Origin of the sequence: Actinophytocola glycyrrhizae (genome assembly GCF_042653545.1) — a bacterium.
GTDB lineage: Bacteria > Actinomycetota > Actinomycetes > Mycobacteriales > Pseudonocardiaceae > Actinophytocola > Actinophytocola glycyrrhizae.
The window spans coordinates 1-23,930 of sequence record NZ_JBHSIS010000024.1 but is presented as its reverse complement, the minus strand read 5'-3'; the positions used below and the strand labels follow the sequence as shown (position 1 = coordinate 23,930).

At 69.9% G+C, this 23,930-nt stretch carries 25 protein-coding genes; 16 read left to right on the top strand and 9 right to left on the bottom strand.

The window, feature by feature from the left end; all coding sequences use genetic code 11:
* The first annotated feature begins 1 nt into the window (after position 1).
* From ACFPCV_RS34810 to ACFPCV_RS34765, 10 genes are all read left to right on the top strand, one after another.
* Positions 2–1,024 carry an NAD-dependent epimerase/dehydratase family protein gene (locus ACFPCV_RS34810; protein ID WP_378061331.1) on the top strand — a complete coding sequence of 341 codons (1,023 nt, stop codon included), beginning with the start codon at positions 2–4 and terminating at the stop codon, positions 1,022–1,024.
* Positions 1,017–2,294: a DUF4910 domain-containing protein gene (locus ACFPCV_RS34805; protein WP_378061329.1), complete on the top strand. Its 1,278-nt coding sequence runs from the start codon at positions 1,017–1,019 to the stop codon at positions 2,292–2,294. The genes ACFPCV_RS34810 and ACFPCV_RS34805 overlap by 8 nt, the downstream gene beginning before the upstream one ends.
* Entirely contained in the window at positions 2,295–3,545 is a 1,251-nt protein-coding gene (locus ACFPCV_RS34800; protein ID WP_378061327.1) for an MATE family efflux transporter, read from the top strand. It begins immediately after the preceding gene.
* The gene (locus ACFPCV_RS34795) at positions 3,542–4,486 is read left to right on the top strand and encodes a glycosyltransferase family 2 protein (RefSeq protein ID WP_378061326.1); all 945 of its coding nucleotides are present in this window, start codon (positions 3,542–3,544) and stop codon (positions 4,484–4,486) included. Before ACFPCV_RS34800 ends, ACFPCV_RS34795 begins: the two co-directional genes overlap by 4 nt.
* A complete protein-coding gene (locus tag ACFPCV_RS34790; protein WP_378061325.1) occupies positions 4,483–5,676 on the top strand; it encodes a polysaccharide pyruvyl transferase family protein in 1,194 nt (397 codons plus the stop codon). The genes ACFPCV_RS34795 and ACFPCV_RS34790 overlap by 4 nt, the downstream gene beginning before the upstream one ends.
* 59 nt (positions 5,677–5,735) lie before the next feature.
* The gene (locus ACFPCV_RS34785) at positions 5,736–6,524 is read left to right on the top strand and encodes a class I SAM-dependent methyltransferase (protein WP_378061324.1); all 789 of its coding nucleotides are present in this window, start codon (positions 5,736–5,738) and stop codon (positions 6,522–6,524) included.
* Positions 6,521–7,078: a dTDP-4-dehydrorhamnose 3,5-epimerase family protein gene (locus tag ACFPCV_RS34780; RefSeq protein ID WP_378061323.1), complete on the top strand. Its 558-nt coding sequence runs from the start codon at positions 6,521–6,523 to the stop codon at positions 7,076–7,078. The genes ACFPCV_RS34785 and ACFPCV_RS34780 overlap by 4 nt, the downstream gene beginning before the upstream one ends.
* A gap of 4 nt (positions 7,079–7,082) precedes the next feature.
* Positions 7,083–8,378 carry a glutamate-1-semialdehyde 2,1-aminomutase gene (locus ACFPCV_RS34775; protein WP_378061321.1) on the top strand — a complete coding sequence of 432 codons (1,296 nt, stop codon included), beginning with the start codon at positions 7,083–7,085 and terminating at the stop codon, positions 8,376–8,378.
* Between the two features lie 152 nt (positions 8,379–8,530).
* Positions 8,531–10,768, top strand: a complete 2,238-nt coding sequence (locus ACFPCV_RS34770) for an ATP-binding protein (protein WP_378061320.1) — start codon at positions 8,531–8,533, stop codon at positions 10,766–10,768.
* Positions 10,738–11,406, top strand: coding sequence for a response regulator (locus tag ACFPCV_RS34765; protein WP_378061318.1), 669 nt, complete (start codon positions 10,738–10,740; stop codon positions 11,404–11,406). The genes ACFPCV_RS34770 and ACFPCV_RS34765 overlap by 31 nt, the downstream gene beginning before the upstream one ends.
* 394 nt (positions 11,407–11,800) lie before the next feature.
* Here ACFPCV_RS34765 and ACFPCV_RS34760 read toward each other — a convergent pair whose 3' ends face one another.
* Complete coding sequence (locus tag ACFPCV_RS34760; protein ID WP_378061316.1) at positions 11,801–12,391, bottom strand: phosphatase PAP2 family protein; 591 nt, start codon at positions 12,389–12,391, stop codon at positions 11,801–11,803.
* A 126-nt stretch (positions 12,392–12,517) separates the two neighbouring features.
* On the opposite strand from ACFPCV_RS34760, the gene ACFPCV_RS34755 reads away from it, so the two are divergent.
* Genes ACFPCV_RS34755 through ACFPCV_RS34745 form a run of 3 tightly spaced genes read left to right on the top strand, consistent with a single transcriptional unit; the run spans position 12,518 to position 14,087 of the window.
* Positions 12,518–12,769: a PqqD family protein gene (locus ACFPCV_RS34755; RefSeq protein WP_378061315.1), complete on the top strand. Its 252-nt coding sequence runs from the start codon at positions 12,518–12,520 to the stop codon at positions 12,767–12,769.
* Positions 12,766–13,176 carry a lasso peptide biosynthesis B2 protein gene (locus ACFPCV_RS34750; RefSeq protein WP_378061314.1) on the top strand — a complete coding sequence of 137 codons (411 nt, stop codon included), beginning with the start codon at positions 12,766–12,768 and terminating at the stop codon, positions 13,174–13,176. Before ACFPCV_RS34755 ends, ACFPCV_RS34750 begins: the two co-directional genes overlap by 4 nt.
* The gene (locus ACFPCV_RS34745; RefSeq protein WP_378061312.1) at positions 13,173–14,087 is read left to right on the top strand and encodes a hypothetical protein; all 915 of its coding nucleotides are present in this window, start codon (positions 13,173–13,175) and stop codon (positions 14,085–14,087) included. The genes ACFPCV_RS34750 and ACFPCV_RS34745 overlap by 4 nt, the downstream gene beginning before the upstream one ends.
* Before the next feature lie 364 nt (positions 14,088–14,451).
* Here ACFPCV_RS34745 and ACFPCV_RS34740 read toward each other — a convergent pair whose 3' ends face one another.
* A complete protein-coding gene (locus ACFPCV_RS34740; protein WP_378061311.1) occupies positions 14,452–14,607 on the bottom strand; it encodes a DUF397 domain-containing protein in 156 nt (51 codons plus the stop codon).
* Between the two features lie 2 nt (positions 14,608–14,609).
* Positions 14,610–15,434 (bottom strand): helix-turn-helix domain-containing protein, encoded by an 825-nt coding sequence (locus ACFPCV_RS34735; RefSeq protein WP_378061309.1) that lies wholly within the window; start codon positions 15,432–15,434, stop codon positions 14,610–14,612.
* 109 nt (positions 15,435–15,543) lie between these two features.
* Between ACFPCV_RS34735 and ACFPCV_RS34730 the strand changes: the two genes are divergently transcribed.
* Positions 15,544–15,708 carry a hypothetical protein gene (locus ACFPCV_RS34730; RefSeq protein WP_378061308.1) on the top strand — a complete coding sequence of 55 codons (165 nt, stop codon included), beginning with the start codon at positions 15,544–15,546 and terminating at the stop codon, positions 15,706–15,708.
* Positions 15,709–15,901: 193 nt separating this feature from the next.
* On the opposite strand, the gene ACFPCV_RS34725 is transcribed toward ACFPCV_RS34730, so the two are convergent.
* The 6 genes from ACFPCV_RS34725 to ACFPCV_RS34700 all read right to left on the bottom strand — a co-directional run bounded on the left by ACFPCV_RS34725 (position 15,902) and on the right by ACFPCV_RS34700 (position 22,376).
* Entirely contained in the window at positions 15,902–16,477 is a 576-nt protein-coding gene (locus ACFPCV_RS34725) for a nucleoside 2-deoxyribosyltransferase (RefSeq protein WP_378061307.1), read from the bottom strand.
* Positions 16,478–16,578: 101 nt separating this feature from the next.
* Positions 16,579–18,351, bottom strand: coding sequence for a hypothetical protein (locus tag ACFPCV_RS34720; protein ID WP_378061305.1), 1,773 nt, complete (start codon positions 18,349–18,351; stop codon positions 16,579–16,581).
* A gap of 3 nt (positions 18,352–18,354) precedes the next feature.
* Positions 18,355–18,918, bottom strand: a complete 564-nt coding sequence (locus tag ACFPCV_RS34715) for a hypothetical protein (protein WP_378061304.1) — start codon at positions 18,916–18,918, stop codon at positions 18,355–18,357.
* Between the two features lie 36 nt (positions 18,919–18,954).
* The gene (locus ACFPCV_RS34710) at positions 18,955–19,374 is read right to left on the bottom strand and encodes a hypothetical protein (RefSeq protein WP_378061303.1); all 420 of its coding nucleotides are present in this window, start codon (positions 19,372–19,374) and stop codon (positions 18,955–18,957) included.
* 17 nt (positions 19,375–19,391) lie between these two features.
* Positions 19,392–20,402, bottom strand: coding sequence for a tRNA lysidine(34) synthetase (locus tag ACFPCV_RS34705; protein WP_378061302.1), 1,011 nt, complete (start codon positions 20,400–20,402; stop codon positions 19,392–19,394).
* Between the two features lie 228 nt (positions 20,403–20,630).
* Positions 20,631–22,376 carry an ABC transporter ATP-binding protein gene (locus tag ACFPCV_RS34700; RefSeq protein WP_378061301.1) on the bottom strand — a complete coding sequence of 582 codons (1,746 nt, stop codon included), beginning with the start codon at positions 22,374–22,376 and terminating at the stop codon, positions 20,631–20,633.
* Positions 22,377–22,487: 111 nt separating this feature from the next.
* Between ACFPCV_RS34700 and ACFPCV_RS34695 the strand changes: the two genes are divergently transcribed.
* Together ACFPCV_RS34695 and ACFPCV_RS34690 are read left to right on the top strand one after the other, a co-directional pair.
* Positions 22,488–22,628, top strand: coding sequence for a lasso RiPP family leader peptide-containing protein (locus tag ACFPCV_RS34695; RefSeq protein WP_378061299.1), 141 nt, complete (start codon positions 22,488–22,490; stop codon positions 22,626–22,628).
* Positions 22,629–22,705: 77 nt separating this feature from the next.
* Positions 22,706–23,842: an asparagine synthase-related protein gene (locus tag ACFPCV_RS34690; RefSeq protein WP_378061297.1), complete on the top strand. Its 1,137-nt coding sequence runs from the start codon at positions 22,706–22,708 to the stop codon at positions 23,840–23,842.
* Positions 23,843–23,930 lie beyond the last annotated feature (88 nt).

The window sequence follows — 23,930 nt, the reverse complement described above, 5'->3', positions numbered from 1 at the left end:
CATGCGAGTGCTGCTCACCGGACACAAGGGTTACCTCGGCACGGTCATGGCGCCGGTGCTCACGGCGGCCGGGCACGAGGTGCACGGCCTCGACTCCGGCCTGTTCGCGCCCTGCCTGCTCGGGCCCGCGCCGGTCGACCCGCCCGGCCACACCGTGGACCTGCGGGACGTGCACCTGTCGCACCTGGAGGGGTTCGACGCGGTGATCCACCTGGCCGCGCTGTCGAACGACCCGCTCGGCGCGCTCGCGCCGGATCTCACCTACGACATCAACCACCACGCGTCCACCAGGCTCGCCCGCCTGGCCCGCGACGCCGGGGTGCGCCGGTTCCTGTACGCGTCGACGTGCTCGGTCTACGGCGCCTCCGGTGGTGGTGACCTGGTCGGCGAGGACGCGCCGTTGCGGCCGGTGACCCCGTACGCGGAGTCGAAGGTGCGGGTGGAGGACGACCTGCACGACCTGGCCGACGACGACTTCACGCCGGTCTACCTGCGCAACGCCACCGCGTTCGGCTTCTCCCCGCGCCTGCGTGCCGACATCGTGCTGAACAACCTGGTGGGCCACGCGTTCCTGTCCGGTGAGGTGCTGGTGCTCTCCGACGGCACGCCGTGGCGCCCACTGGTGCACGCCGCCGACATCGCCCGCGCGTTCGCCGCCGCGCTGACCGCACCGCGGGAAGCCGTGCACGACAGGGCGTTCAACATCGGCACCGAACGCAACAACGTGACGGTCGCGGAGATCGCGAACGAGGTCGTGGAGGCGGTGCCGGGGTCGACGCTGCGGATCACCGGCGAGGCGGGCGCCGACCCGCGTTCCTACCGCGTCGACTTCGCCCGCTTCCGCGCGGCGGTCCCCGGGTTCGACTGCGAGTGGTCGGTCAAGGCGGGCGCGGTCGAGCTGATCGAGGCCTACCAGCGGCACGGCCTGACCAAGGTGGCCTTCGAGCGCCGCTTCACCCGCCTGGCCTGGCTGAAGGACCGCACCGCCGCGGGCGCGGTGAACGAGACGTTGCGGTATGTCTGAGGGTGACCGGATGCACGCTCTGGTGCGGCGGTTGTACCCGCTGTGCCGGAGCATCACCGGCGACGGCCTGCGCCAGACCCTGGCCGTCGTCGGCGAGCACCTGGACCTGACGGTCCACGAGGTGCCGACCGGCACGCGGGTGCTGGACTGGACCGTGCCGCAGGAGTGGAACATCCGCGACGCCCACATCTCCCGGGACGGCAAGCGGATCGTGGACTTCCAGGCGCTGAACCTGCACGTGGTCGGCTACAGCGTGCCGGTGAACCGGACCATGCCGCTCGCGGAGCTGCGCAGCCATCTGCACACGCTGCCCGAACAGCCGTGGCTCGTCCCGTACCGCACCTCCTACTACGCGCCGACGTGGGGGTTCTGCCTCGCACAGTCCACACTGGACGCGATGCCGGACGGCGACTACGAGGTGGTGGTCGACTCGACGCTGGCCGACGGGTCGCTCACCTACGCCGAGCACGTGGTGCGGGGCCAGGTCGACGACGAGGTCATCGTGTCCTGCCACGTGTGCCACCCGTCGCTCGCCAACGACAACCTGGCCGGGGTGGCGGTCGCGGTCGAGCTGGCGAAGTCACTGGACAACCCGTACCACACCTACCGTTTCATCTTCGCGCCCGGCACCATCGGCGCCATCACCTGGCTGGCCCGCAACGACGTGGACCGCGTCAGGCACGGCCTCGTCCTCGCCTGCGCCGGTGACCGCGGGGCACTGACCTACAAGCAGAGCCGCAGGGGTGACGCCGAGATCGACCGCGTCCTCGCGCACGTGCTCCGCGACCGGCCACACGAGATCCGCGAGTTCTCCCCGTACGGCTACGACGAGCGCCAGTACTGCTCACCCGGCTACGACCTGGGCGTCGGCTCGCTCACCCGCACCCCGTACGCGGGCTACCCGGAGTACCACACCTCCGGCGACGACCCGGACTTCGTGACGCGGGAGTCCATGGTGGACACGCTCACGGTGTGCCGGGAGGCCGTCGGCGTACTGGATCGGAACCGGCGCTTCGTCAACCTGAGTCCGTACGGCGAGCCGCAGCTGGGCAGGCGCGGCCTGTACTCCTCGCTCGGTGGCCGCAGCGACGCGAAGGACGCGCAGCTCGCGATGCTGTGGGTGCTGAACCTGTCCGACGGCGACCACGACCTGCTCGCGATCGCCGACCGGGCCCGGCTCCCGTTCACGGCCGTCGCCGCGGCGGCGGACGCCCTGCACGCCGCCGGACTCCTTCAGGAAGCGACCTGTTCGACACCGAAGGACGCCTAGATGGGTGGTATCGCACGGCGCCTGTCGTGGGGGCTCGGTGACCAGGCCGTGTCCAGCATGACCAACTTCGTGGTCGGCGTGTTCGTCGCCCGCGAGCTGGGGGTCGCCGCGTTCGGTGTGTTCAGCCTCGCCTGGGTCACCTACGGCGTCGTACTCAACGTCTCCCGCGGTCTGGCCACCGACCCGCTGGTCGTCCGGTACAGCGGGGTGTCCACAACGGACTGGCGGCACGCCACCAGCCGCGCCGCGGGCACCGCGGTCGCCGTCGGTGTCGCGTTCGGGGTGGTGTCGGCACTCGCCGGGTTCGCCATCGGCGGCACGCTGGGGTCCGCGTTCGTCGCGCTGGCCGTCGTCATGCCGGGCATGCTGCTGCAGGACAGCTGGCGGTTCGCGTTCTTCGCAGCCGGGCAGGGGCACAAGGCGTTCGTCAACGACGTCGTGTGGGCCGTCGCGATGATCCCGTTGCTGCTGCTGGCTTCCGCGCACGGCAACGTGTGGGGGTTCGTGCTCGCCTGGGGTGGCGCGTCACTGCTCGCCGCCGGGTGCGGCTGGCTGCAGAGCGGGATCGTGCCGCACTTCTCCGGCGTCAGAACCTGGTTGCGCAGGCACAAGGACCTCGGCTCCCGCTACCTGGTGGAGAACGTCGGCAACTCCGGGGCTTCCCAGCTGCGGATGTACGGCCTGGGCGCCATCGCGGGCCTCGGGGACGTCGGCGCGGTCCGCGGCGCCGAGCTGCTGCTCGGCCCGTTCCTCGCGCTGCTGATGGGACTGAACCTGGTCGCGGTGCCGGAAGCGGCCCGCGTCCTGCGCCGCGCACCCGGACGCCTGGCCCGTTTCTGCCTCACCCTGGGCGGGGTGCAGGCCGTCGCCGCCGCGACCTGGGGCGCGATCCTGCTGTTCTTGGTGCCGGACGTGCTCGGCAGGCTCGTGCTCGACGACGTGTGGGACCACGCGCGACCGCTGATCCTGCCGGTGTCCCTGTCGGTCACCGGCGCGGGCATCGTCGCGGGCGCGGCCGCCGGGCTCCGCGCACTCGGCGCGGCGAGCAGAAGCCTGCGGGCCCAGCTCGTCGCGTCGGCCGGGTACCTCGGCTTCGGGCTCGTGGGCGCGTGGCTCGGCGGCGCGGTCGGCATGAGCTGGGGCTCCACCGCCGCCATGTGGCTCGGCGCGGGCCTGTGGTGGCTGCAACTGCGCGCGGCGCTGCGCGAACACACTCCCGAACCCGAACTCGTGGAATCGAGGACACCATGACGCGGACCAGAGCCCCGAGACTGACCGTCGGCCTGCCGGTCTACAACGGCGAGGAGTACCTCGCGGAGTCCCTCGACGCGCTGCTCGGCCAGTCCTTCGAGGACTACGAGCTGATCATCACCGACAACGCGTCCACCGACGGCACCGCCGGCATCTGCAAGCGGTACCTCGCGAAGGACTCCCGCATCAGCTACCACCGCCTGCCGGAGAACATCGGCGCTGCGGGCAACCACAACCACGTGTTCACCCTCGCCAGGGGCGAGCTGTTCAAGTGGGCCTCCCACGACGACCTGTACGGTCGTACTCTGCTCGAACGCTGTGTCGGGTTCCTCGACGACCACCCGGACTTCGTCCTCGCGCACTCGTACAACGCGACGATCGACAGCCAGGGCCGGATCATCGAGCCCTACGACTACCGCATCCCCACCGACTCGCCGTCCGCGGCGGAGCGGTTCCGCGGCCTGCTGCACGCCCCCGGCGGCGACGACTTCTACGGCGTCATCCGCACCGCGTCCCTGCGGAGGGTCAGGCCGCACGACAGCTACCACCACGCGGACCGCACGTTCGTGATGGACATGGCCATGCAGGGCCGTTTCCACCAGGTTCCGGAGCTGCTGTACTTCCGCCGCGACCACGAGACCCGTGCCGAGCGCGCCAACCCGAGCATCCGCAGCCGCTGCGCGAACCTCGACCCGAAGCGCGCCAGGGGTTTCAACCCGGCGCCGCGCCTGCTCGCCGAGTACGCCCTCGGGTACGTCACGTTGATCCGCCGCGCGCCGATCAGCCGCGCGGAGAAACGGAAGTGCTACCGCCACCTGGCCGAGTACCTGCGGAGCAGGCTCACCAGGAAGGTCGTGAGCGCCGACAGCAGACCGGCGGAGGCGCCGAAGAACCAGGTCCTGTCCATCGAGGGCATCGTGCCGAGAGGGGCGCACCGGTGAAGGTCGGTCTGTTCGGGTTGCTCGGCGCGGGGAACATGGGCAACGACGGCTCACTGGAGGTCGTCCTCGCCTACCTGCGCACCAGCCACCCGTCCGCCGAGCTGAGCGCCATGTGCTCCGGTTCGGACGTGGTCGAGGCCCGCTACGGCATCCCGGCCGCGCCGCTGTACTGGTACTACACGCGCGACCGCGAACCCGGTCTGCTCGTGCGGGTCGGCCTGAAGTCCTTCGGCAAGGTCCGGGACGCGGCCCGGCTGCTGCGCTGGGTGCGGCGGCAGGACGTGGTGATCGTGCCGGGCGCCGGTGTGCTGGAGAACACGCTTCCCCTGCGGGCGTGGGGTTTCCCGCTGTCGATGTTCCTGCTCAGCCTCTTCGGCAGGCTCACCGGCACCAAGGTCGCGTTCGTCAACGTCGGCGCCAACATCATCCGGCAGCGCGTGATGCGCACGTTCTACCGGTGGGCGACCCGGCTCGCGCACTACCGCTCGTTCCGCGACTCCCTGTCCAGGGACGCGGTGGGCGCCATGGGCGTGGACACCTCCCGCGACGAGATCTACCCGGACCTGGTGTTCGCGCTGCCCAACCCGGACGTCGCGCCGGAGCCCGGCACGGTCGCCGTCGGCATCATGGACTTCCACGGCAGCAACGACGACCGGGCCCGCGCCGAGCAGATCCACCGGACCTATGTGGACGGTATGCGTGCGTTCGTGCGCGGGCTGGTCGAGAGCGGCCACCGCGTGCGGCTGCTCATCGGCGACGAGGTCGACGAGACGGTCGTCGCGCGGGTGCTCGCCGAGCACCCGTCCGGCGCGGTGACCTACGAACCCATCAGGACCCTCGGCGACGTGATGGCGCAGATCGCACGGGCCGAGGTGGTCGTCGGCACGCGCTACCACAACGTGCTGTGCGCGTTGAAGCTGGCGAAGCCGACCATCTCGGTCAGCTACTCGGCGAAGAACGACCGGATCATGGCGGACATGGGTCTGCGCGAGTACACACAGGACGCCAGGACCGTCGACGTCGACCGGTTGACGGCGCAGTTCACGGCGGTGGCGGCCGCCGAGGACCGCGTCCGGCCGCTGCTCGAAGAGCACGTGGCGCACAAGACCGCGGCCCTCGCGCGGCAGTTCGAAGTGTTGTCGGCATGTCTGGGAATGCCGGCGGAGGTGACACGGGAGGTGGTTTCTTGAACTTCAGGGCTGGAGAACGGCGGCACGGGTCCGTTCGTCCCCCGAATGTCGCGGCGTGCGTGCGGAAGGTGGGCAGCAGGGCGGAGGACCTCGTACAGCGGGTCCTCACCAGGGTCGGGCTGTCCCATTCGGAGTCGCGGATCGCCGCGGACGCCCAGACGTACTGGGCGTCGGCGGGCAGCGCGTCGTGGAAGGCGAACTCGCACTGGCGGGACGCACACGTCTTCGACGACGGCGACCTGTGGCACGAGATCGGCAAGCGGCACCTCGACATGTTCGAGCGCGGCGCACGCGCGGTCGGGTTCGACCGGCCACTGGGGCGGGTGGTGGAGTGGGGCTGTGGCGGCGGCGCCAACGCCGTCCACTTCGCACCGAAGGCGCGTGAGTTCGTCGGCGTCGACGTGGTGCCGGAAACACTGGCGGAATGCGCTCGGCAGGTCGCCGCGCGCGGCGGCACCCCGTTCACCCCGGTGCTCGCCGAGGTCGCGCACCCCGAGCGCGTCGTGGCGGAGATCGGCACCTGCGACCTCTTCCTCTGCTTCTACCTGTTCGAACTGATCCCGACACCCGAGTACGGCGAACGGTTGCTGCGGATCGCGTCCCGCGTGCTCGCCCCCGGCGGCCTCGCGCTGATCCAGGTGAAGTACCACGAAGGCGACTTCTGGTCGCGTCCGCGCCGCCGTGGTTACCGCACCAGCGTGGCGGGCATGACCACCTACTCCGTCCCCGAGTTCTGGCAGCTGGTCGCCGACAGCGGCCTGCGGCCAGAAGGCGTGACACTGGTCCCGGAGAACGAGCTGGACCGCCGTTACGCGTACTTCCTGGTGTCCAAGGGAGAACGACCGTGAAAGCCATCCCCGTGCCCGAGATCGCGGGCGCCTACCTGTTCGAGCCGACACCGCACGTCGACGAACGCGGGTTCTTCAGCCGTACCTTCGACGCCGAGGTCGTCCGGTCGGCCGGCATCGACCCGGACGGGTTCGTGCAGGACAGTGTCTCGCGGTCGGCCCTCGGTGTCCTGCGCGGCATGCACCTGCGGTCCGGGCGCGGGGAGGCGAAGCTCGTCCGCTGTTCCCACGGCCGCGTGTTCGACGTGATCGTGGACCTCCGCCCGGACTCGCCGACGTTCCGGAACCAGAAACACCTGGAGCTTTCCGGCGACACACAGGTGACGCTGTACGTGCCCGCCGGTTGTGCGCACGGGTTCCAGGCGCTCACCGACCCGGCCGACGTTTCCTACCGCATCGACCGCGCGCACGACCCGGCGGAGGACGTGGCGATCGCGTTCGACGATCCCGAGCTGGCGATTCCGTGGCCGCTGCCGCCCGCGTCGCTGTCGCGACGGGACATGGGGGCGCCGACCCTCGCGGCGGCTTTGTCGTCGGCACAGGGAAGGACCTAGACCGATGGACTTCACCCGTTCCGTCGAGGCGAACAAGCGCCTCAACGACATGGTGCCCGGCGGCGCGCACACCTACGCCAAGGGCGAGGACCAGTACCCCGAGGGCATGGCGCCGGTGTTCGTACGCGGGCGCGGCGCGCACGTGTGGGACGTCGACGGCAACGAGTTCATCGAGTACGGCTCCGGGTTGCGCGCGGTGAGCCTCGGGCACGCGCATCCACGTGTCGTGGCGGCGGTCCGTGCGCGGCTCGAGCTGGGCGGCAACTTCGTGCGGCCCAGCACGATCGAGGTCGAGGCGGCGGCGAAGTTCCTCGCCACGGTGCCGACCGCGGAGATGGTCAAGTTCGCCAAGAACGGGTCGGACGTCACCACCGCGGCGGTCCGTCTCGCGCGTGCCGCCACCGGTCGCACGGTGATCGCGCTGTGTGCCGATCAGCCGTTCTTCTCCACCGACGACTGGTTCATCGGGACCACCGCCATGTCGGCCGGTATTCCGGCGCAGGACGTGGTCACGTTCCCGTACGGGGATCTCGCGGCGGTGGCGCGGCTGTTCGACGACCACGACGTGGCGTGCCTGGTTCTCGAGGCGGCGACGCAGACCGATCCGCCGCCCGGTTACCTGCAGGGGCTGCGTGAGCTGTGCACCGCACGTGGTGTCGTCCTGGTCTTCGATGAGATGATCACCGGTTTCCGCTGGTCGGAGGCCGGTGCACAGGGTGTGTACGGCGTGACGCCGGATCTTTCGACCTTCGGCAAGGCGCTCGGCAACGGGTTCGCCGTGTCCGCGCTCGCGGGCAGACGCGAGTTGATGGAGCTGGGTGGGCTTCGGGACTCCCGTGAACGGGTGTTCCTCCTGTCCACCACGCACGGTGGTGAGACGCATTCGCTGGCCGCCGCCATGGCTGTCATGGACACCTACGCCGAGGAGGGTGTCGCCGAGCGGCTCCATGCGATCGGTGCGCGGCTCGCCGCGGGGGTGCGGGAGGCCGCCGCCGCGGCCGGGGTAGCGGAGCACGTGGTCGTGCGCGGGCGGGACAGCAACCTGGTGTTCGCCACGCTCGACCGGGACGGTCGGCCTTCCCAGGAGTACCGGACGTTGTTCCTGCGCCAGTTGATCCTGGGTGGGGTGGTCGGGCCGTCGTTCGTGGTCAGTGCCGCGCTGTCCGACGTCGACCTCGACCGTACGGTCGAGGTCGTCGGCGCGGCTTGTGCCGTGTACCGGCAGGCGCTCGACGCCGGTGATCCGTCGCCTTGGCTTGGTGGCCGGCCGGTGAAGCCGGTGTTCCGTCGGTTCGCCTGATCGTCGTTGAAGTGCCCTGAAAGGCGCGTTCAGGACGCCCGGTGCCCTGAACGCGCCTTTCAGGGCACCGGCCCGCCGCCCTGCGGGGCGCTCCGGGGTCAGCGCGCTGGGTAACATGCCGGTGACGCATCCCTCCGGCAGGGCGGTGGCGCGTGAGCGGGGACCTGGGCAGCACCGAGCGGGAACTGCTGCGCGCCGGTGCCCGGTACTCCCTCAACCTGCGGTGCGCGATCTCCGCGGTCGCCGGGCTGGTGTCCATCACGGTCGACACCACGCCGGAACCGCTGGTCACCGTGTTCGTGGTGTTCGGGTTCGTGGCGTGGACGGTGTACTACGCCCACCGCTTCCCCAACCGCGGGCGCTGGCTGGTGCCGGTGGACGTGGCCGTGGTGTGTGCGGTCTGCCTGACTCAGGTGTGGACGGTGCCCGCCGGTTCGATGCTCGGCATCACGTGGGTCATCGCGGTCATCGGGATCACCGTCATCGCCTACGCGTGGCTGCTGTCGCTCGTCGCGCACGCGGCCGCGACCCTGACGGTCATGACCGCGTTCCTCGCGGGTGCCGCCATCGCCGACTCGCCCGGCTGGCTCGACGTGTTGCCGTTGCAGCTGTGGACGGTGATCGAGGCCGGTCTGTCGCGGGCGCTGTACGTGCTGGTGCGCAAGGGGGCGCGCGACGCGGACCAGGCGGTGGCCCGCAGCGAGCAGGCACGGCGGGACGCGGCCGTCGCCGAGGCCCGGCGCGCCGACGAACGTGAGTACCTCGCCGCGTTGCACGACACCGCGTCGGCGACGCTGCTCATGGTCGGGTCCGGGGTGGCGGACCGGCCGGACGCCAACCTGTCCGCGCAGGCCGCCCGCGACCTGGCGGCCATCAGCGGTGACCACGCGTCCCCGGCCGGTGAGGTCGACCTGGTCGCGCACCTGCGGGACGCCGCGCGCCACCTGCCGCTGACCGTGCGGTGGGACGTGCCGACGTTCCTCACCGTCCCAGCCGCCGACGCGGTCGCGCTCGCGGGCGGGGTTCGCGAGGCGTTGACGAACGTGGTCCGGCACGCGGGGGTCGACGCGGCCACCGTGTCGGTGCGGCTCGCCGACGACACGATCCACGTGGAGGTCGCCGACGAGGGCACCGGTTTCGACCCGGCCCGCGTGCACGGCCACCGCTACGGGGTTACCCGCTCGATCCTGGAACGCCTCACCCGCGTGGGTGGTTCCGCGGCGGTGATCAGCAGCCCCGGCAACGGAACCAGTGTCCGGCTGACCCGTCCGTTCTCGGTCGCCACGGACACCGTCGGCGACGTCGAGACGATCAAGTCCGGGGTCGGCACCGCGCTGCGGTGGTCGGTCGTGGTGATGAACCTGATCATCCTGTTCGGTCTCGACGTGCCGAGGCTCGTCGCCAACAAGCAGCACTACCCGTCGGTGGCCACGCAGGTGCTGACCCTGGTGGTGCTCACCGCGGTGACGCTGGTCGTGGCCTGGCACCTGTGGCGGAAACGCCCGCTCGGCCTGTGGCGCTGGCCGCTGGTGGCGGTCGTGTTCGCGGTGTCGGCGCTGTGCACCGCGTCCATCCCGCCGGAACTGCGGCTGGGCATGGCGCACTGGTCGGAGGGCGACGCGGCGTGGACGCTGCTGCTGCTCTTCCTCGACTTCCGGGTGGGCGTGATCGCGGTGGCGCTGGCCGCGCACTACGCGATGACGTTCACGCAGACCGCGCTCGGCGGCGACGCGGCCATCACGTTCGCCGAGGCGGTCATCGCGACCGTCGTCGTGTTCAGCTACCAGTTGGCGGTCGGGGTGGTCACGGTGGTGCTGCGGCCGGTCGCGGTGACCGCGGCGGCACTCACGTACCGGGAGGAGCGGCTGCGGACCGAGCGGGCGGTGGCCGAGCAGGTCCACCGCGACCGCACGGAACGCTACGCGGCCCTCGCCGACTCGACCGCCCCGCTGCTGGCCGCGCTCGCGTCCGGCGAGGCCGACCCCGGCGAACCGGTGTTCCGGCGGGCGTGCGCGGTGGAGGCGGCGCGGGTGCGGCGGCTGCTCGCGGAGGACTCGAGCGTGCCCGACCAGCTCTCGCACGAGCTGCGGGCGTGTGTGGAGCTGGCCGAGCGCAACGGCGTCACGGTCCAGTTCGCGGAGCGCGGCGAACGACCGCAGGTGCCCAAGGCGGTGCGCCGCGCGCTGACCGACCCGGCCGTCGCCGCGCTGGCGACGGCGGCCAGCACCGCACGCGTGACGGTCATCGGCGCCGCCGACGAGGTCACGGTGTCGGTGGTCGCGGACGCGCCTGCCGAACTGGTGCCGACGACCGCCGACCCGGCCATCAAGGTGTCCACCACGGACAATGGGGGCAAGCTGTGGATCAAGACGACCTGGCGGCGAACATGATCGACGTGGTGGTGGTCGACGATCACCCGGTGGTCGTGGCGGGCGTGCGGGCGTGGTGCGGGCTCGCCGACCCGCCGATCCAGGTGGTGGCGTCCGGCCCGACGGTGGCGACGGCGTGGGTCGGCCCCGGCGCCGAAGCGGACGTGGTGGTGCTGGACCTGCAGCTCGACATGACCGGTCCGGCCTACGGCGAGCTGAAGCGTCTCGTCGACGCGGGCCGCACGGTCGTGGTGAGCACGATGCGTGACGACCAGGAGACCGCGCTGACCTGCCTCGACATCGGCGCGTTCACCTACCTCACGAAGGCGGAGGGCGAGTCCCACCTCGTCGCCGCCATCCACGCGGCGGCCCGGCACGAGCCGTACACCCCGCCCGCGCTGGCCGGCGCGCTCGGCACGGACACCAACCCGAACCGGCCGAAGCTGTCCGAGCAGGAGGTCAACGTCCTGCGCGAGTGGTTCCACTGCGAGTCGAAGAAGTCGGTGGCGGACGCACTGAACATCACGGTCAACACCGTGAACACCTATCTGACCAGGGTGCGGGCCAAGTACGCCAGCGCGGGCCGCGCCGCCCCGACCAAGGCCGCGCTGGTCGCGCGCGCCCTCCAGGACGGCCTGGTGACGATCGACGAGCTATGAGGTACGAACGTGTCTCATTAACGGGACGGAATCCGCTCTACCGTGGACCACGGTAGGAACATCATGCGTGGCACCGAGCGGAAGCACCCAGCTCCACAGGCGACGGCGACCCCCATTGGTCAGTCGTGGGGAGCACTCGGTGACGGCGGCACGGCCGGTGCGCCGCCGCGCGCAGGGGAGAGACGTTCCTGCCCCGGACGGTCGTCCGCCGCGGCAGGGGCAAGCCCGGCAGGACGACCGTCCTAGCCTGGCCCGCCTCTCCGGAGTTCGAAGTGTTGGTCGCGTTCCGGCGCCGGTGCGGATATCGAGGTGGATGGTGGCTGAGTTTCGTCACGTTCCCCTGAGGTGGCTGCTGGTGAGGCGTGGACTTCGCACAAGGAACCGGGGGCGTGCCTCAGCGTCCCGGCACCCGGTCGATCGTCAACGCGACCGCGGGTACGACGGCGAGGGCGGTGAGGAACCCGCCGAGCGTGTCGGTCGGGTAGTGCGCGTTGAGCAGCACCTGCGCCCACGCCATCGCCAGCGCGACCACCACGGTCACCACCGCCAGCACCACCGGCCCGGCCCGTGCCACCACCAGCATCGCGACGAGCGCGCACGCGGTCACGAACGCCGTGTGGCCGCTGGGAAACGCGAGGAACCCGTCGTTGATCGTCCGTCCCACCAACGGTTTCATGCCGGTGGTGACGGCCACGACCAAGGTGGGGGCCACTACCGCGAGCACCACGCCGCGCCGGTTTCCGGCCCGCAGCAACACGATCACGAGTGTGGCGAGCACCACCACCGCGCCGACGGGTTCCGCGGTCCAGTCGACGACCAGCGCGAGCTGCCGCCACGGCGACCCGGCCTCCCGCAGGTGGTCCCGGATCCCGACGTCGACGGCCGCACCGACGGACTCCCCCGCGTACAGAAAACCGAGGCCCACCAGCCCGATGGCCGCCAGCACCGCCGTCACACCGAGCGGCGCCCCCAGTCGCGCGGGCACCACACGCGTCTCCGATTCGACCCGCACACCGGGGAAGTCGTCGAAGCGGTCACGATTGTTTCTCCGGAGGTAACGGCGGCGGGTGGTTCCCCGAAGCCACAGTGGAGCGCGGGAAGGGAACACGACATGCGACTGCGCACCACGGACATCTCCGCACGCACCATCGGCGGCGAGACCATCGTGCTGGACCTGCCGAACTCGCAGTACTTCGCGATCACCGGCGTCGGCAGCCGCGTCTTCGAACTGCTGGGAGAGGAACGCACCCTCGACGACCTGGTCACGACGGTCGTCACCGAGTTCGAGGTCGACGAGCCCACCGCTCGCCGCGACGTCGAGGCGTTCGTCGACCGCCTCGGCCGGGCACGACTGCTGGCATGAAACGCCACCTGCGGTTCGCGCTGGAACTGGTGGTGGCGTGCTACTGGCTGGCCAGGACCGAACGGGGCCTGCGCCGGACCGACCTCCCCAGCGTCTGCCGGACACTGGGCATCGCGTGCGACCTGAGCAGTGCCGCCCCACCGGCCACCGAACGCGCGGTGCTGCCCCGCAACACCCGCACCCCGGTGCACGCGTGCCAGTACGCGGTGGCGCACTGGCCACCCGGCAACACGTGCCTGCGCCGCTGCCTGGTGCTGGGGCGACGCCTGCGCCACCTGGGCCCGGTCCTGCGCATCGGCGTCCGCAGGGGCGAAAGTGGCGAGTTCGTGGCCCACTCGTGGCTGGAGATCGACGGCCGCACCCTCGACCCCGAGTCGGCCCGCTACGCGACCCTGGGGACGGTATGACCCACAGGTACCACGCCTACGGCCTGGGCATAAGAAGCGACGTCCCCCTGCCCTTGCCGCCCGGCACCGGCGCCCCGAACCTGGTCCTGCGCCGGGGCCCGGACCGCGAGATCCCCCACGAACGACCGCCCGGCGAACGCCTGGCGGAGGTGGCCCGCCCCGACCACTCGATCTTCTACACCCTCGCCCGCGGCCCCCGCACCGTGTTGCGGTACCCGGGCCTGTGCGACTTCGACGGCGACGACAAGCTGGAACGCGTCACCGTGCACCTGCACCCGGGCGCCGACGACGGTCTGCTCCCGGTCCTGATCTCGGGCGCGGTGCTGGCCGTGCACCTGATGCTGCACCACGCCCTGGTCCTGCACGCCAGCGCGGTGCGGGTCGACGACGGGGCAGTGGCGTTCGTGGGCTCGTCCGGCATGGGCAAGTCGACGCTCGCCGCCGCCCTGTGCGCCCTGGGCTGTGCGCTGGTGTCGGACGACCTGCTGCGCGTGGACAACGGCATGGTCCACCCGGGCGGCACGGAGAACCGCCTGCGCGAGAACGCCAGAGAGCTGGCGACCGGCGACACCTACGAGACGGCGGACGGCCGCCTGGCCCTGCGCCCGAGAACCCTGGTCGACGCCCCGCTGCCGTTGGCGGCGTGCGTGATCCCCCGACCGAGCCGGGAGGTCAGGGCGGTGGCACTGCGCCGCCTGGGCGCGGCGGAGGCGTTGCTGCGCCTGAGCCGCTACCCGAGGGTGCTCGGCTGGCGGGACGCGGCGTCGATGGCCGCGACGTTCCAGGGGCTGGGGGACCTGGTGGAGCGGGTACCGGTCTTCGAGGCGACCATCCCGTGGGGCCCACCCTTCGAAGAAGGCGTGCTGGCGGACCTACTGGCCGCGCTTCACCCACTCGACCAACGCGCCTAACAGAGGCGTAGCCAACCGAGGCCAGTCCGGGCCCCCACAGGCCCGGCCAGTGCCGTGAAAGGCGCGTTCACGGCACAACAAGTGCCGTGAATGGGCCATTCACGGCACTGAGCGCCGTCAATGCGCCTTTCACGGCACCGCCAACGCCGTCAACGCGCCTTTCACAGCACCGAAGCCAGGCGCTCCGCGCCCGACCCCGCCAAGCGGGCCCTGCCTGCGCAACCCCGACGGTGGCGCAAGCCCGACCCGCCCAAACCGCCGCCGACAAGCCCCTCCGCCACCCCCGAGACCTGCCCGTCCGGCGAGGACAAGACCACCGAACGCCAGCCCCCGGCTTTGCCGAAGCCCTGTGGTCGCGGAGGCGTTACGTGTCGCCCTTCAACCGCTTGATCAGCGCCCCCAACTCCGGCGTGGCCAACTGGGGCCCACCAGGCTGCTTGCTGTCCCGTAACGCGGCCAAATCGTGCCGAACCTCAACACACTGGCCGCCGGTGTTGCTCTTGCTCGACTTGCGCCACATGCTCACAACTCCTTCATCAGCTCGCTGATCAGCTTACGGCTGTCACCCCGGGACAGGGCCAGCTTGTCGAGCCGGTCAAGCGTCTTCGTGTAGAGAGCCACATCGTCGTCGTGGAGGAAGAAGGCTCCCGAAGCCAGCTCGACGTGCACCACGGGTTTCGTGTTCGGGAACGCCATCCACAACCACGAATGCAGGAGCAACACCCCCGTCTGGTGTGCCGGGATAACCCGCACTCCCAGGGCCCTGTCCTGCGCCCCCAGCAGATGCTCCAGCTGATCCTTCAGAGCCTTGGGGCCGCCGTACGGCGTCCGGATCGCGGACTCGGTGATGTAGGCCGCGTATTCGAGGTTCCCGAGAATCTGCTGCCGCCGCAGGCGAACCATCCAGCGGGTCTCCAGGTCTTCCTGCGGCACGCCGTCGGCCCGCATGATGGCCATCGCCGTTTCGTAGGTGTGCAACAGCCCGGGGATCGCCGCGATGGACACGTCCACGAGTTCCATGGCGTCGGCTTCGTAGCTCGCCAACGCGCCCGTGTAGCTCGGAACGCCCGGCAGCGACCGATCCCACCAACCCGACGAGGACCCGGCCTGGATATCCGCCAGCATCTCTTCCCGTTCTCTGACGGGAATCCGCCACGCGGTGAGAAGCGTCGCCACCTCGTCTGTGGTGACCTGCCGGAGCCCCCGCTCGGTTCGGCTGAGCCGACTGGGCGCCCACCCGGCCATCTCGGCAGCACGTTCGAGTGAAATTTCGGCTCGGTCCGTGCGGATGGACCGCAGTTTTGCTCCGATTATGCGGTCGCGGGCTCGCGGGTCGTTCCTGCTCATCCTGTCCCCCCTGGCAATCAGGTACGTTCGGTCCAGAAGGACCGTAGCGTCTGATTGCATGACAGGCCTGAGTGTGAGTTCGTATGTAACCGTTCGAGACCACTGCCCCATGCGTCACCGGGTGATCGACAGCGACGTCGTCGAGTTCGCCTTCGGCGGCCTCCGCGACCCGTTCGAGTTCGCGTTCGACGCCACCGCACTGCGTGCGTTCCTGCGCCTCGGCGCGACCGCCCTCGGGGAGATGGACGAGCGTGGGCAGGCACCGGCGCAGTGACTCCGGCGTCCTGGAAGCGGCTGCCCAGTACGAACTCCTCGTCATCGCCCTCCGGCGGCACCGCCCCGGCGAACGCTCAGGCCTCTGCCTCGCCTGCGGCGTCGGCTGGCCGTGCGTGGCGATCTGGCTGCCCCTCGGACATCAGCGGTGACAGCCAGGTCCCTGTGCGATGTGGCGGGGCCATGCTGTGTTGTCAGCCCGCCATCGCGTGCAGCGAGGCCGCGCCGTCCCGTGCCGCGGCGACCGCCCGATCGAATGCGGCGCCGCTCATGACCTCGGCGAACCTGTGAATCGTCGGAACCACCAGCTCGCCCGCAAGCGAGGCCGGACCGATTCCTCCGCCGAAGTAGGACTGCGCCTGGTCCTGGCATCGCACTGTTACGACGGGAATGCCCATTCCCAGGGCCATCCCGACCTCCACGTGCGTGCCGAAGCTCTCCTCCAGCAGGGCGATCACCAGGTTGCTTTCCTTCACAGCGGACAGGCATTCCCGCACGACGTCACCAGCCGTTATCCGGCGGGCGCCCCATGCGCTGACATCACGATGGGGCAGGAACACGGACCAGCCTTTGGCACGCAGGGCCTGCTCGGCAGCCAGTAATGCCCCACGCCACTCGGAGTTGCCACTGATCATGCCCATGGTGGCGTTGGCACCGACCGCGTTCTCGGTCTTGGAAGTGAAGGGCCCTGCCAGATACACCTGGCCGACGTTGTCCGCTGTCGGGCTGCCCATCGTCGAGTCGGCCTCCTCGCTGCTGTGGCGCAACACGGATCAGCGCACCGTCGTCGCAATGGTGCCGCAGCGCCGCCGGAGAAACCAGCCGACGCGCGAAGTTCGCGCCATCGTGGCCGGCTGTCACCCAGCTGTGCTCACAGGTCACGGATCAAGGTTTCGAGTTCGAAGATGTCGCTGATGTTCCTGGCGTTGATCTCGATCGACTGGCACCAGGCGAGTGCGGCGTCCAGCGCTGACCTGTCCGCGGACGGCGGCAGTTCGCTGGCGAGCAGCACCGATCGCGCGTCCGGGAGATCTACGGCGTATGCGGTTCTGAGCAGGTTTGCCGTGGTCCGGTCATTCTCGTCGAGATACGAGAGGTAGGACGGTACTCCTTCGTGGGACAGACGCAGATCCGACGACGCCATTATCGCGCCGACAAGGCACGTCAGTGCGTAAGCTCGACGAGGTCGGCCGTTCAGTTGCGCCGCGATCGCATCGGCCAGCAGCATCTGCGTGTAGAAGATCTTGTTGCCGCGTTGGATAGCGGCCAACTTCCCACGTGCCGCGAGTTCGGTGAGCCTCTCGGCACGTTCGGCCCTGTCGTCGGTGCCCCACATGATGTCGACGGCGGACAACGCAAGGTTCACAACCTCCTGCTTGTCGCGCAACAGCCGCGGATAGCCGGTCAGCAACCCGGTGTGCTTGGTGAGCAGCGTGGAGAAATGGCGGCGCGCGGCTGCATCCGCACGAACGAAGCCGGTGTCGGCGGCCAACTGGCTCGCCTCGCTGCCGATCGCGGACGCCACCTCGTATGCCTGCTCGTCGTCCGAGTACCCCGGTGCCTGTTCGTAGGTGCCGACGCACAGCTCCAGCACAGACCGACGCCGTGCTGGACTGAGCTCCCGTGCGACGTGGAGCGCCATCCGGAGGTCGATCAACGCGGCAAGGCCGCGATGGTCCGCTGTCGCGCTCCGCCCGGCCAGGGCGCGCGCCTTTCTGAGCAGCGCCAGTCCGTCGCGTTGATCACCGCGCTTGAAAAGCAGCCGTGCCAACAGGAACTCCAGTTCAGCGACGCGTAGGGTGTCGAGGCCGAACTGCTCCGGTTGCCGGATCGCCGCCAGAAAGGTGGCGTCTACCGGGACTCCGGAGTAGAACAGTCCGGAGGCTACCTCCCACAGGTCGTGCAGGCCTCCGGGGCTGCCCAGCAGGCGCGTCATCAGACGCCCCACCAGCAGACTCTCCGGTTGCGATGAGTTGTCGAGGCGACGGGTCACGCGCAGTGCGTAACCCGCTCGCGCGAGGTACCGGCGGACGGTGTCGATGGGGACCGCATAGACCCGGTTCGCGATACCTCCGATGTTGCGGCGCACCACCATCCCGTAGGCATGCGCCTCGCGGGTGTCGGCGTCGCACACCGGTGCTCCCGACATACCACGCAAGCCTGCGTAGGCAAGGCTTCCGACGTGGTCGGCCGACGCGGATGGTTCCAGGAAGCCAAGGTCGTGGATAGTGACGGCCATCATCTGTTCGCCGGTGAGACTCTCCAGACCGGTGTGCCACCCACGCAGTGAGCCGATCCGCGTGTCCAAACCGGACATCGCGCCGCGGATGACCACCGCGCCGCTCGGGGCCGGGCTGACGCAGTCCAGCGGCTCTCCGAGGTGTCGCCCGACATAGAGCAGCCCGACGTCCGGCGCGGACGTAGGACAGAGGACGACATCAGCCTGGTGGCACCGTCCCGCGCGGTCCACCACGAGAACCGTGTTCCCCCGTCGTGCGTCGACGGCGAGACCGTGCGCGGTGGTGACGAGATAGGTGCCTGTCCGGTCGGAGTCCAGGATCGGTGCACGAAAGCAACTGCCCAGCACGTGGCCCTCGCCATCGGTGACCACCAGGACCGCGTCATCCAGGCTCGAGGCGACCATCGGTCACACCGTGGCGAGCAGTCCGCCGTCATCCTGCCGGATCAGCAGTGGCGGGCGCCCCCGGGCTGTACCCAGAAGCCAGCCGATCGCGTCCGGCACTGCCGTACCGGTCGCACGGTCCGCGAACTCCCTGACGACCGCTTCCTCCGATGGCCGGACGTCGTGGATGTTGGCGTTTCGGACCATCATCAGGACCGCCCAGCGCAACCGGTCCGTCTCGCTCCGGCCGAAGCAGACGCCCTGACGACACAGCTTGACGAAGGTCGCGCACGCAGCGGTGAGCACGCCAGACACCGCACCTGACACGGCCTGCCCGGTTGCCGCGCTCGCGATCAACGACGGGACGAGAACCTCCACGAAATCGATGATCGGCCGGTTGTCGCCGGATGCCGCGAACCGGAACGGGCCGATCGACACGGCGGTGAGGTTGGTCTCCTGAGCGACCAGCAGGTTCGCGTCGGCCAGCACCCGGCAGCATGGCCAGAAGTCCACCGCCGTCGCGCGATCGTCGTTGACCGCGTTCCATGCCGTCGCGAACATCGCCGCGACGTCGGTGCCGGTGTCCACATCGCGGTAGCTCATCGTTGGTCGGCCGACACGTCGTCAGTGCTCGAGTGACCCGATGTGGCCGACGAGCCTCTTGCAGGCGTCCGAGACGTCGTCGGTGTCCAGTACCAGGTCGAGGAGCACCGTCCGCGCAGTTTCCACCTGGTCAGGCTTCATGGCCACGATGAGTTTCCGCATGGCGACCGCGTAGCCGAGTTCCAACGTCGTGCTGGGACCGAGATAACCGTCCGGGTTGACGATGAAGACCACGTCCGCCTTCTCGATCCGGTTCAGATGCGCGAAGGTGGCGCCTTTCCAGGCCAACTCGTGGCACTCGGCCGGTTGTCCGGCGAACAGCTCGCCGATCTTGTGCAACGGGGGTGCCAGTACCAGAGCTCCCTGGTCACGGAGCAGCTCCGCGGCCTCGAAGATCTCTTTTCGCTTCTTCCCACTGCCGCAGAGTGTGATGGTCCGCATGATGTCTCCGTCCTTGTTCAGAGTTTGTCCAGCTCGTCGATCGCGGGTTTGTACTGATCGCCGAGCATCTGCCTGCGAAGCAGGCGCGATCTGGTGATACTCGATCCGTCCCGGGCGATTCCGTCCCGCACCAGCCGTGTGGCATGGGCGAAGAACGCCGTGTCGCCTCGGCCTGCGAGAACACGCTGGTGCACCATCTCGCGGGGCGTTTGTGTCGACAGCGTGAGGCCATGACCACAACCCGAACCTTCCGGCTGGATGTCGCTGTGTGCGACAGCTCGCACGATGGCGTCCTCGTCGATGTCGAAGAATGGCCGGACTACCTCGGTGCCGTCCGGAAAGTCCCAGCGCAGTGGTTGTCGAGGTGGTTCGTCGGTGCCGACCCTGGAGGTCGAGACAAGGGCAGCGATTGCCCGCAGCAACAGGTGGTCCGGCTCGGTCTCGTAGTCGGCCGCCGCGGCGACCAGTTCCGACACCAGTGACTCGAAGTTCGCGCGTTCGTACCTGGTGTGCCCGCGATCGAACCGGTCGATGTGCAGCAACGACTCCTTGAGCAGAGAAGCCGTCGCGTCGGTCATGTGGTGCGCGAAGGCGACCTGGCCGGCGCCGAACCTGTCGGCCGCGGCGTCGAGCAGCATCACTTTGACGCTGTAGCAGTACGTGCACGGTGTGGCAGTCGCCTTGTTGCCGGTGCCGAGGGAATCCAGCACCGTGAGCCCACGGCGCACTGTCGCCGCGCCGGACCCGAGTGCCTGAGCTCTCGCCTCGCGGGCGTTGACGACTTCGGGACGGATGCCGACCGCGTGAGCCCGGCGCCGGATTCGGTCTGCCCAGCCCTGTTCGTAACCCATGTCGATCGTCACCGCGCGGAGGGCTGTTCCCAGCTCGCGCAAGGTCAGGCACAGCAGTAAGGAGTCCTTGCCTCCGGACAGCGCGACGACGACCGGGCGGGACCGGTCGAGCAGGCCGTACCGGTCAATGGTGTCCGCGGCGGATTTCAGCAGCTGAGTCGGCAACTGGTTCCCCATGACCGCCTACCTTTGCTGGGCTTCGAGCGGTTAGTCGACGGGACGGTTCAATTGTTCTCCCTCCCGGGGCTGGTGTTATGGACAATTAGTGGCCAATTCGCCGGGTTGGTGTGCAACGCATGTCAGACGTCGGCCACACAGCCCATCTTCTTGAGCCTTGTGGGCGAAATCGCCCGTTCGAGTTACGGGCCTTTGTCGCGTGAGACGACGTCAGTGGTCAGACCATGTTCAGCGGTAGGCCGCCGACTGCAACCGGTACAGCTCCGCGTACTGGCCTGCCGCGGCCATCAGCTCGTCGTGGGTGCCGCACTCCACGACCCGGCCCGCGTCCATGACGTAGATCCGGTCCGCCATGCGGGTGCTGGAGAACCGGTGCGAGATCAGCAAAGCCGCCCGGCCGCCCAGCGTGGCCCGCACGTTCGTGAACAGCTCGTGCTCGGCGCGGGGATCCAGCGCGGCTGCGGGCTCGTCGAGCACGATCAGCGGCGTGTCCCGGTGCAACGCCCTCGCGAGCGCCACCCGCTGCCACTGCCCACCCGACAGGTCGACACCCTCGTCGAGGTCACGCCCCAGCATGGTGTCCATGCCGTCCGGCAACGCCCGCACGGTCGGCGCCAGCCCGGCGGCCCGCGCGGCGGCCTCGGGATCCGCGCCGTCACCGCTGATGACGATGTTGTCCCGCACGGTCATCTGGTACCGCACGAAGTCCTGGAAGATGACCGTCACCGAGGCACGCACGTCCGGCGCGGGCACCGCCGCGCCGTCCCAGCGCCGGACCCCGGCGTCCGGCTCGTAGAGCCCGGCGACGATCTTGGCGAGCGTCGTCTTGCCGGACCCGTTCTCGCCGACCAGCGCGACCACCTCACCGGCGCGGATCTCCAGGTCCACCCCGTCGACCGCGGGCCGCTCCTGCCCCGGGTAGCTGAACCGCGCACCACGTACGGACACCCGGTCGGTGAGGTCGTGCCTGTGGCCCCTCGGTGCGGCGGGTGGTCCACTCGCGACGAACCGCTCCAGGTCGGCGAGGAACGGCGCCGACTCGAGCAGCCCGCCGATCGACCCGAACAACGTCCCGAGCTGACCGCTCAGCAACCGCACGGCGATCGCGGCGGCACCGGCCTCGGCGAGATCGATGCGTCCTGTCCGTACCAGTTGGACAATCGCCAGCAACGCACCGGTCAGGGCGGTCGCCACCCCGAGCGTGGTGAGCGCCGCGATCAGCTGCCTGCGCCGGACCTGCTTGCGCAGCGCCGCGTTCACCTCGGCGTTGAGCACGTCGCGCCTGGCGCGCAGCGGCCCGGTGGCGTCGAAGGCGCGGACCTCGGCCGCGTAGGGCCGCTGCGTCAACAGCTCCTGGAGGTAGTGCCGCCGCCGGAACAACGCGGTGAGCCGCTGCGCGAACGCGAACTCGGTGCGGCTTGCCCAGCGCGCCAACAGCACCGCGGGCACCCCGGCGGCGAGCAGGAGCGGCAGCAGCAACGGCTCCACGGTCAGCAACACGACCGACATCGCGGTCACCCCGAGGAGGCTCCCGGTGAGCCCCAGCAACGCTGCGGTGACAGCGAAAGGCCGCGTGAGCGCGTGCTGCCGCACCCGTTCGAGCGCGGTGGCGAACCCGGTCGACTCGTACGTGACGAGGTCGGCACGGGCGGTCGTGTCGAGCAACCGGTCCCACACGCGCTGTGACACCCGCTCGCCGAGCATCCGGTGCTGCTGTGTCTGGAGTGGACCGACCGAACCGGACACCGCGGTCGCGAGCGCGAGCAGCAACAGAGCCGGGGTGAGCCCGACAGTGGCGTGTTCGGGGGTGAGCAGTGCGTCGAAGGTCGACTTGCCCGCCGCCACCACGCCGAGTGCCGCGACGGCTCCCAGCAGCTGGTAGACGGTGGCGAGCACGGTGCCACCACGATCGGCGCGCCGCACCTCCCGCGCGGCGGCGACGATCAGTCGTGGGGTCCTCACCAACCGGCGCATGTACACAAGGTCTGATTACGGACCGCTTTCGTTACTGCTCAGACGGTTTCGGTGCGTAATGATTCCCGCGGACCGGCGACGTAAGGGGCACACCACGAGGAGGTGAGAAGCATGCGCCAGCCCTACGAAGCGCCGGAGATCACCGCACTGGGGTCGTTGTCCGACCTGACCCAGGCAAACCTGTTCGGGCAGTCCAGCGACAACCTGACCTGGATCCTCCCGATCCTCGGCGACCGCGACGACTACTCGTGATCCAGCCGGTGACGGGTCCGCCCATCCCGGGCCCGTCACCCCCGCTGGCTGGGAGCAGCCTTTTGACGCTGTACACAATGGACCCGCTGGAGGTGGCGGGCGGCTGGGTCAACGGCTACGACCCGGTACCGATGCCACTGTCGATGCCCCTGGCGGGCTCCCCTCGGCAGGTACTGGACCGGCTGCTGCTGCCCCACCTGGAGCGATCCCCGTGCCTGGTGGCGTTCTCGGGTGGCCGCGACTCGTCGGTGCTGCTGGCGGCCGCGGTGGCACTGGCACGCCGCGAAGGGCTCCCTGTGCCGACCCCGATCACACTGTCCTACCCGGACGCGACGGACACGGACGAGTCCGAGTGGCAACAGGTGGTCCTGGACCACCTCGGTGTGCCGGACCGCATCACCGTGACCGTCCACGACGAACACGACCCGCTTGGCCCGGTGGCCACCCCGGTGCTGAGACGGCACGGCCTGATCTGGCCGCCGAACATCGCCCCGACACTGCGCATGATGACCCTGGCCAGAGGCGGCACGCTGCTGACGGGTGAAGGCGGCGACGAGGCGTTCGGGTTGAAACGCGTGACCCCGCTGACGAAGCTGCTGAAGTCCCGGGGACGGGTCTCCCCGAGGGTCTACGCGGACGTGCCCAAGGCCCTGGCACCGGCGGCACTGCGCCGCCGCTCGCACCTGCGGGACCGCTACCGCAGACCGTGGCTGCGCCCGGAGGTGGAAGCCGAACTGGCCCGCAGGGACGCGGCGGACCTGGCCGCGTTCAGTCTGCACGCGGGTCACAACACGTGGCAGTTCGCGACCCGCCGCTGCGCACGGATCGGCTACGACACCGTCCGCACCTTGGGCGACGAACTGAACGTGGCCTACGTACAGGCCTTCGCGGAGCCAGCGCTGGTGGCCGCGGTGGCGACGACGGGCGGCTTCCTTGGCTGGACCGGCAGAGCCGCGACCATGCGCGCCCTGTTCGGCGACCTCCTCCCCCGCGAGGTACTCGAACGCCGCTCCAAGGCCCTGTTCGCGAACGCGGTGTTCACCGGACACACCAGGGAGTTCGCCCGCACGTGGAACGGCACCGGCGTGGACACGACGCTGGTGAACCCGGAAGCCCTGCGCGACAACTGGTTGTCACCCACACCGCACGCCCCGTCGATGTCGCTACTGCAGCAGGCGTGGCTGGCCCAGTACCGGGGTGGTTTGGTGCCCTGAAAGGCGCGTTCAGGGCGCTGAGTGCCCTGGCTCGAAAATCGGGGGTGATCAGGGCGTGGGGCAGTGCCCTGGCTGAGCGGAGCGAGGT

Coding starts and splice junctions, on each gene's coding strand:
- ACFPCV_RS34810 (WP_378061331.1), top strand. CDS start 2: ATGCGAGTGCTGCTCACCGGACACAAGGGTTACCTCGGCACGGTCATG.
- ACFPCV_RS34735 (WP_378061309.1), bottom strand. CDS start 15,434: ATGAGCAGGAACGACCCGCGAGCCCGCGACCGCATAATCGGAGCAAAA.
- ACFPCV_RS34705 (WP_378061302.1), bottom strand. CDS start 20,402: ATGGGGAACCAGTTGCCGACTCAGCTGCTGAAATCCGCCGCGGACACC.
- ACFPCV_RS34710 (WP_378061303.1), bottom strand. CDS start 19,374: ATGCGGACCATCACACTCTGCGGCAGTGGGAAGAAGCGAAAAGAGATC.
- ACFPCV_RS34755 (WP_378061315.1), top strand. CDS start 12,518: ATGCGACTGCGCACCACGGACATCTCCGCACGCACCATCGGCGGCGAG.
- ACFPCV_RS34805 (WP_378061329.1), top strand. CDS start 1,017: ATGTCTGAGGGTGACCGGATGCACGCTCTGGTGCGGCGGTTGTACCCG.
- ACFPCV_RS34720 (WP_378061305.1), bottom strand. CDS start 18,351: ATGGTCGCCTCGAGCCTGGATGACGCGGTCCTGGTGGTCACCGATGGC.
- ACFPCV_RS34690 (WP_378061297.1), top strand. CDS start 22,706: ATGGACCCGCTGGAGGTGGCGGGCGGCTGGGTCAACGGCTACGACCCG.
- ACFPCV_RS34750 (WP_378061314.1), top strand. CDS start 12,766: ATGAAACGCCACCTGCGGTTCGCGCTGGAACTGGTGGTGGCGTGCTAC.
- ACFPCV_RS34745 (WP_378061312.1), top strand. CDS start 13,173: ATGACCCACAGGTACCACGCCTACGGCCTGGGCATAAGAAGCGACGTC.
- ACFPCV_RS34740 (WP_378061311.1), bottom strand. CDS start 14,607: ATGTGGCGCAAGTCGAGCAAGAGCAACACCGGCGGCCAGTGTGTTGAG.
- ACFPCV_RS34800 (WP_378061327.1), top strand. CDS start 2,295: ATGGGTGGTATCGCACGGCGCCTGTCGTGGGGGCTCGGTGACCAGGCC.
- ACFPCV_RS34795 (WP_378061326.1), top strand. CDS start 3,542: ATGACGCGGACCAGAGCCCCGAGACTGACCGTCGGCCTGCCGGTCTAC.
- ACFPCV_RS34730 (WP_378061308.1), top strand. CDS start 15,544: ATGCGTCACCGGGTGATCGACAGCGACGTCGTCGAGTTCGCCTTCGGC.
- ACFPCV_RS34700 (WP_378061301.1), bottom strand. CDS start 22,376: ATGCGCCGGTTGGTGAGGACCCCACGACTGATCGTCGCCGCCGCGCGG.
- ACFPCV_RS34775 (WP_378061321.1), top strand. CDS start 7,083: ATGGACTTCACCCGTTCCGTCGAGGCGAACAAGCGCCTCAACGACATG.
- ACFPCV_RS34695 (WP_378061299.1), top strand. CDS start 22,488: ATGCGCCAGCCCTACGAAGCGCCGGAGATCACCGCACTGGGGTCGTTG.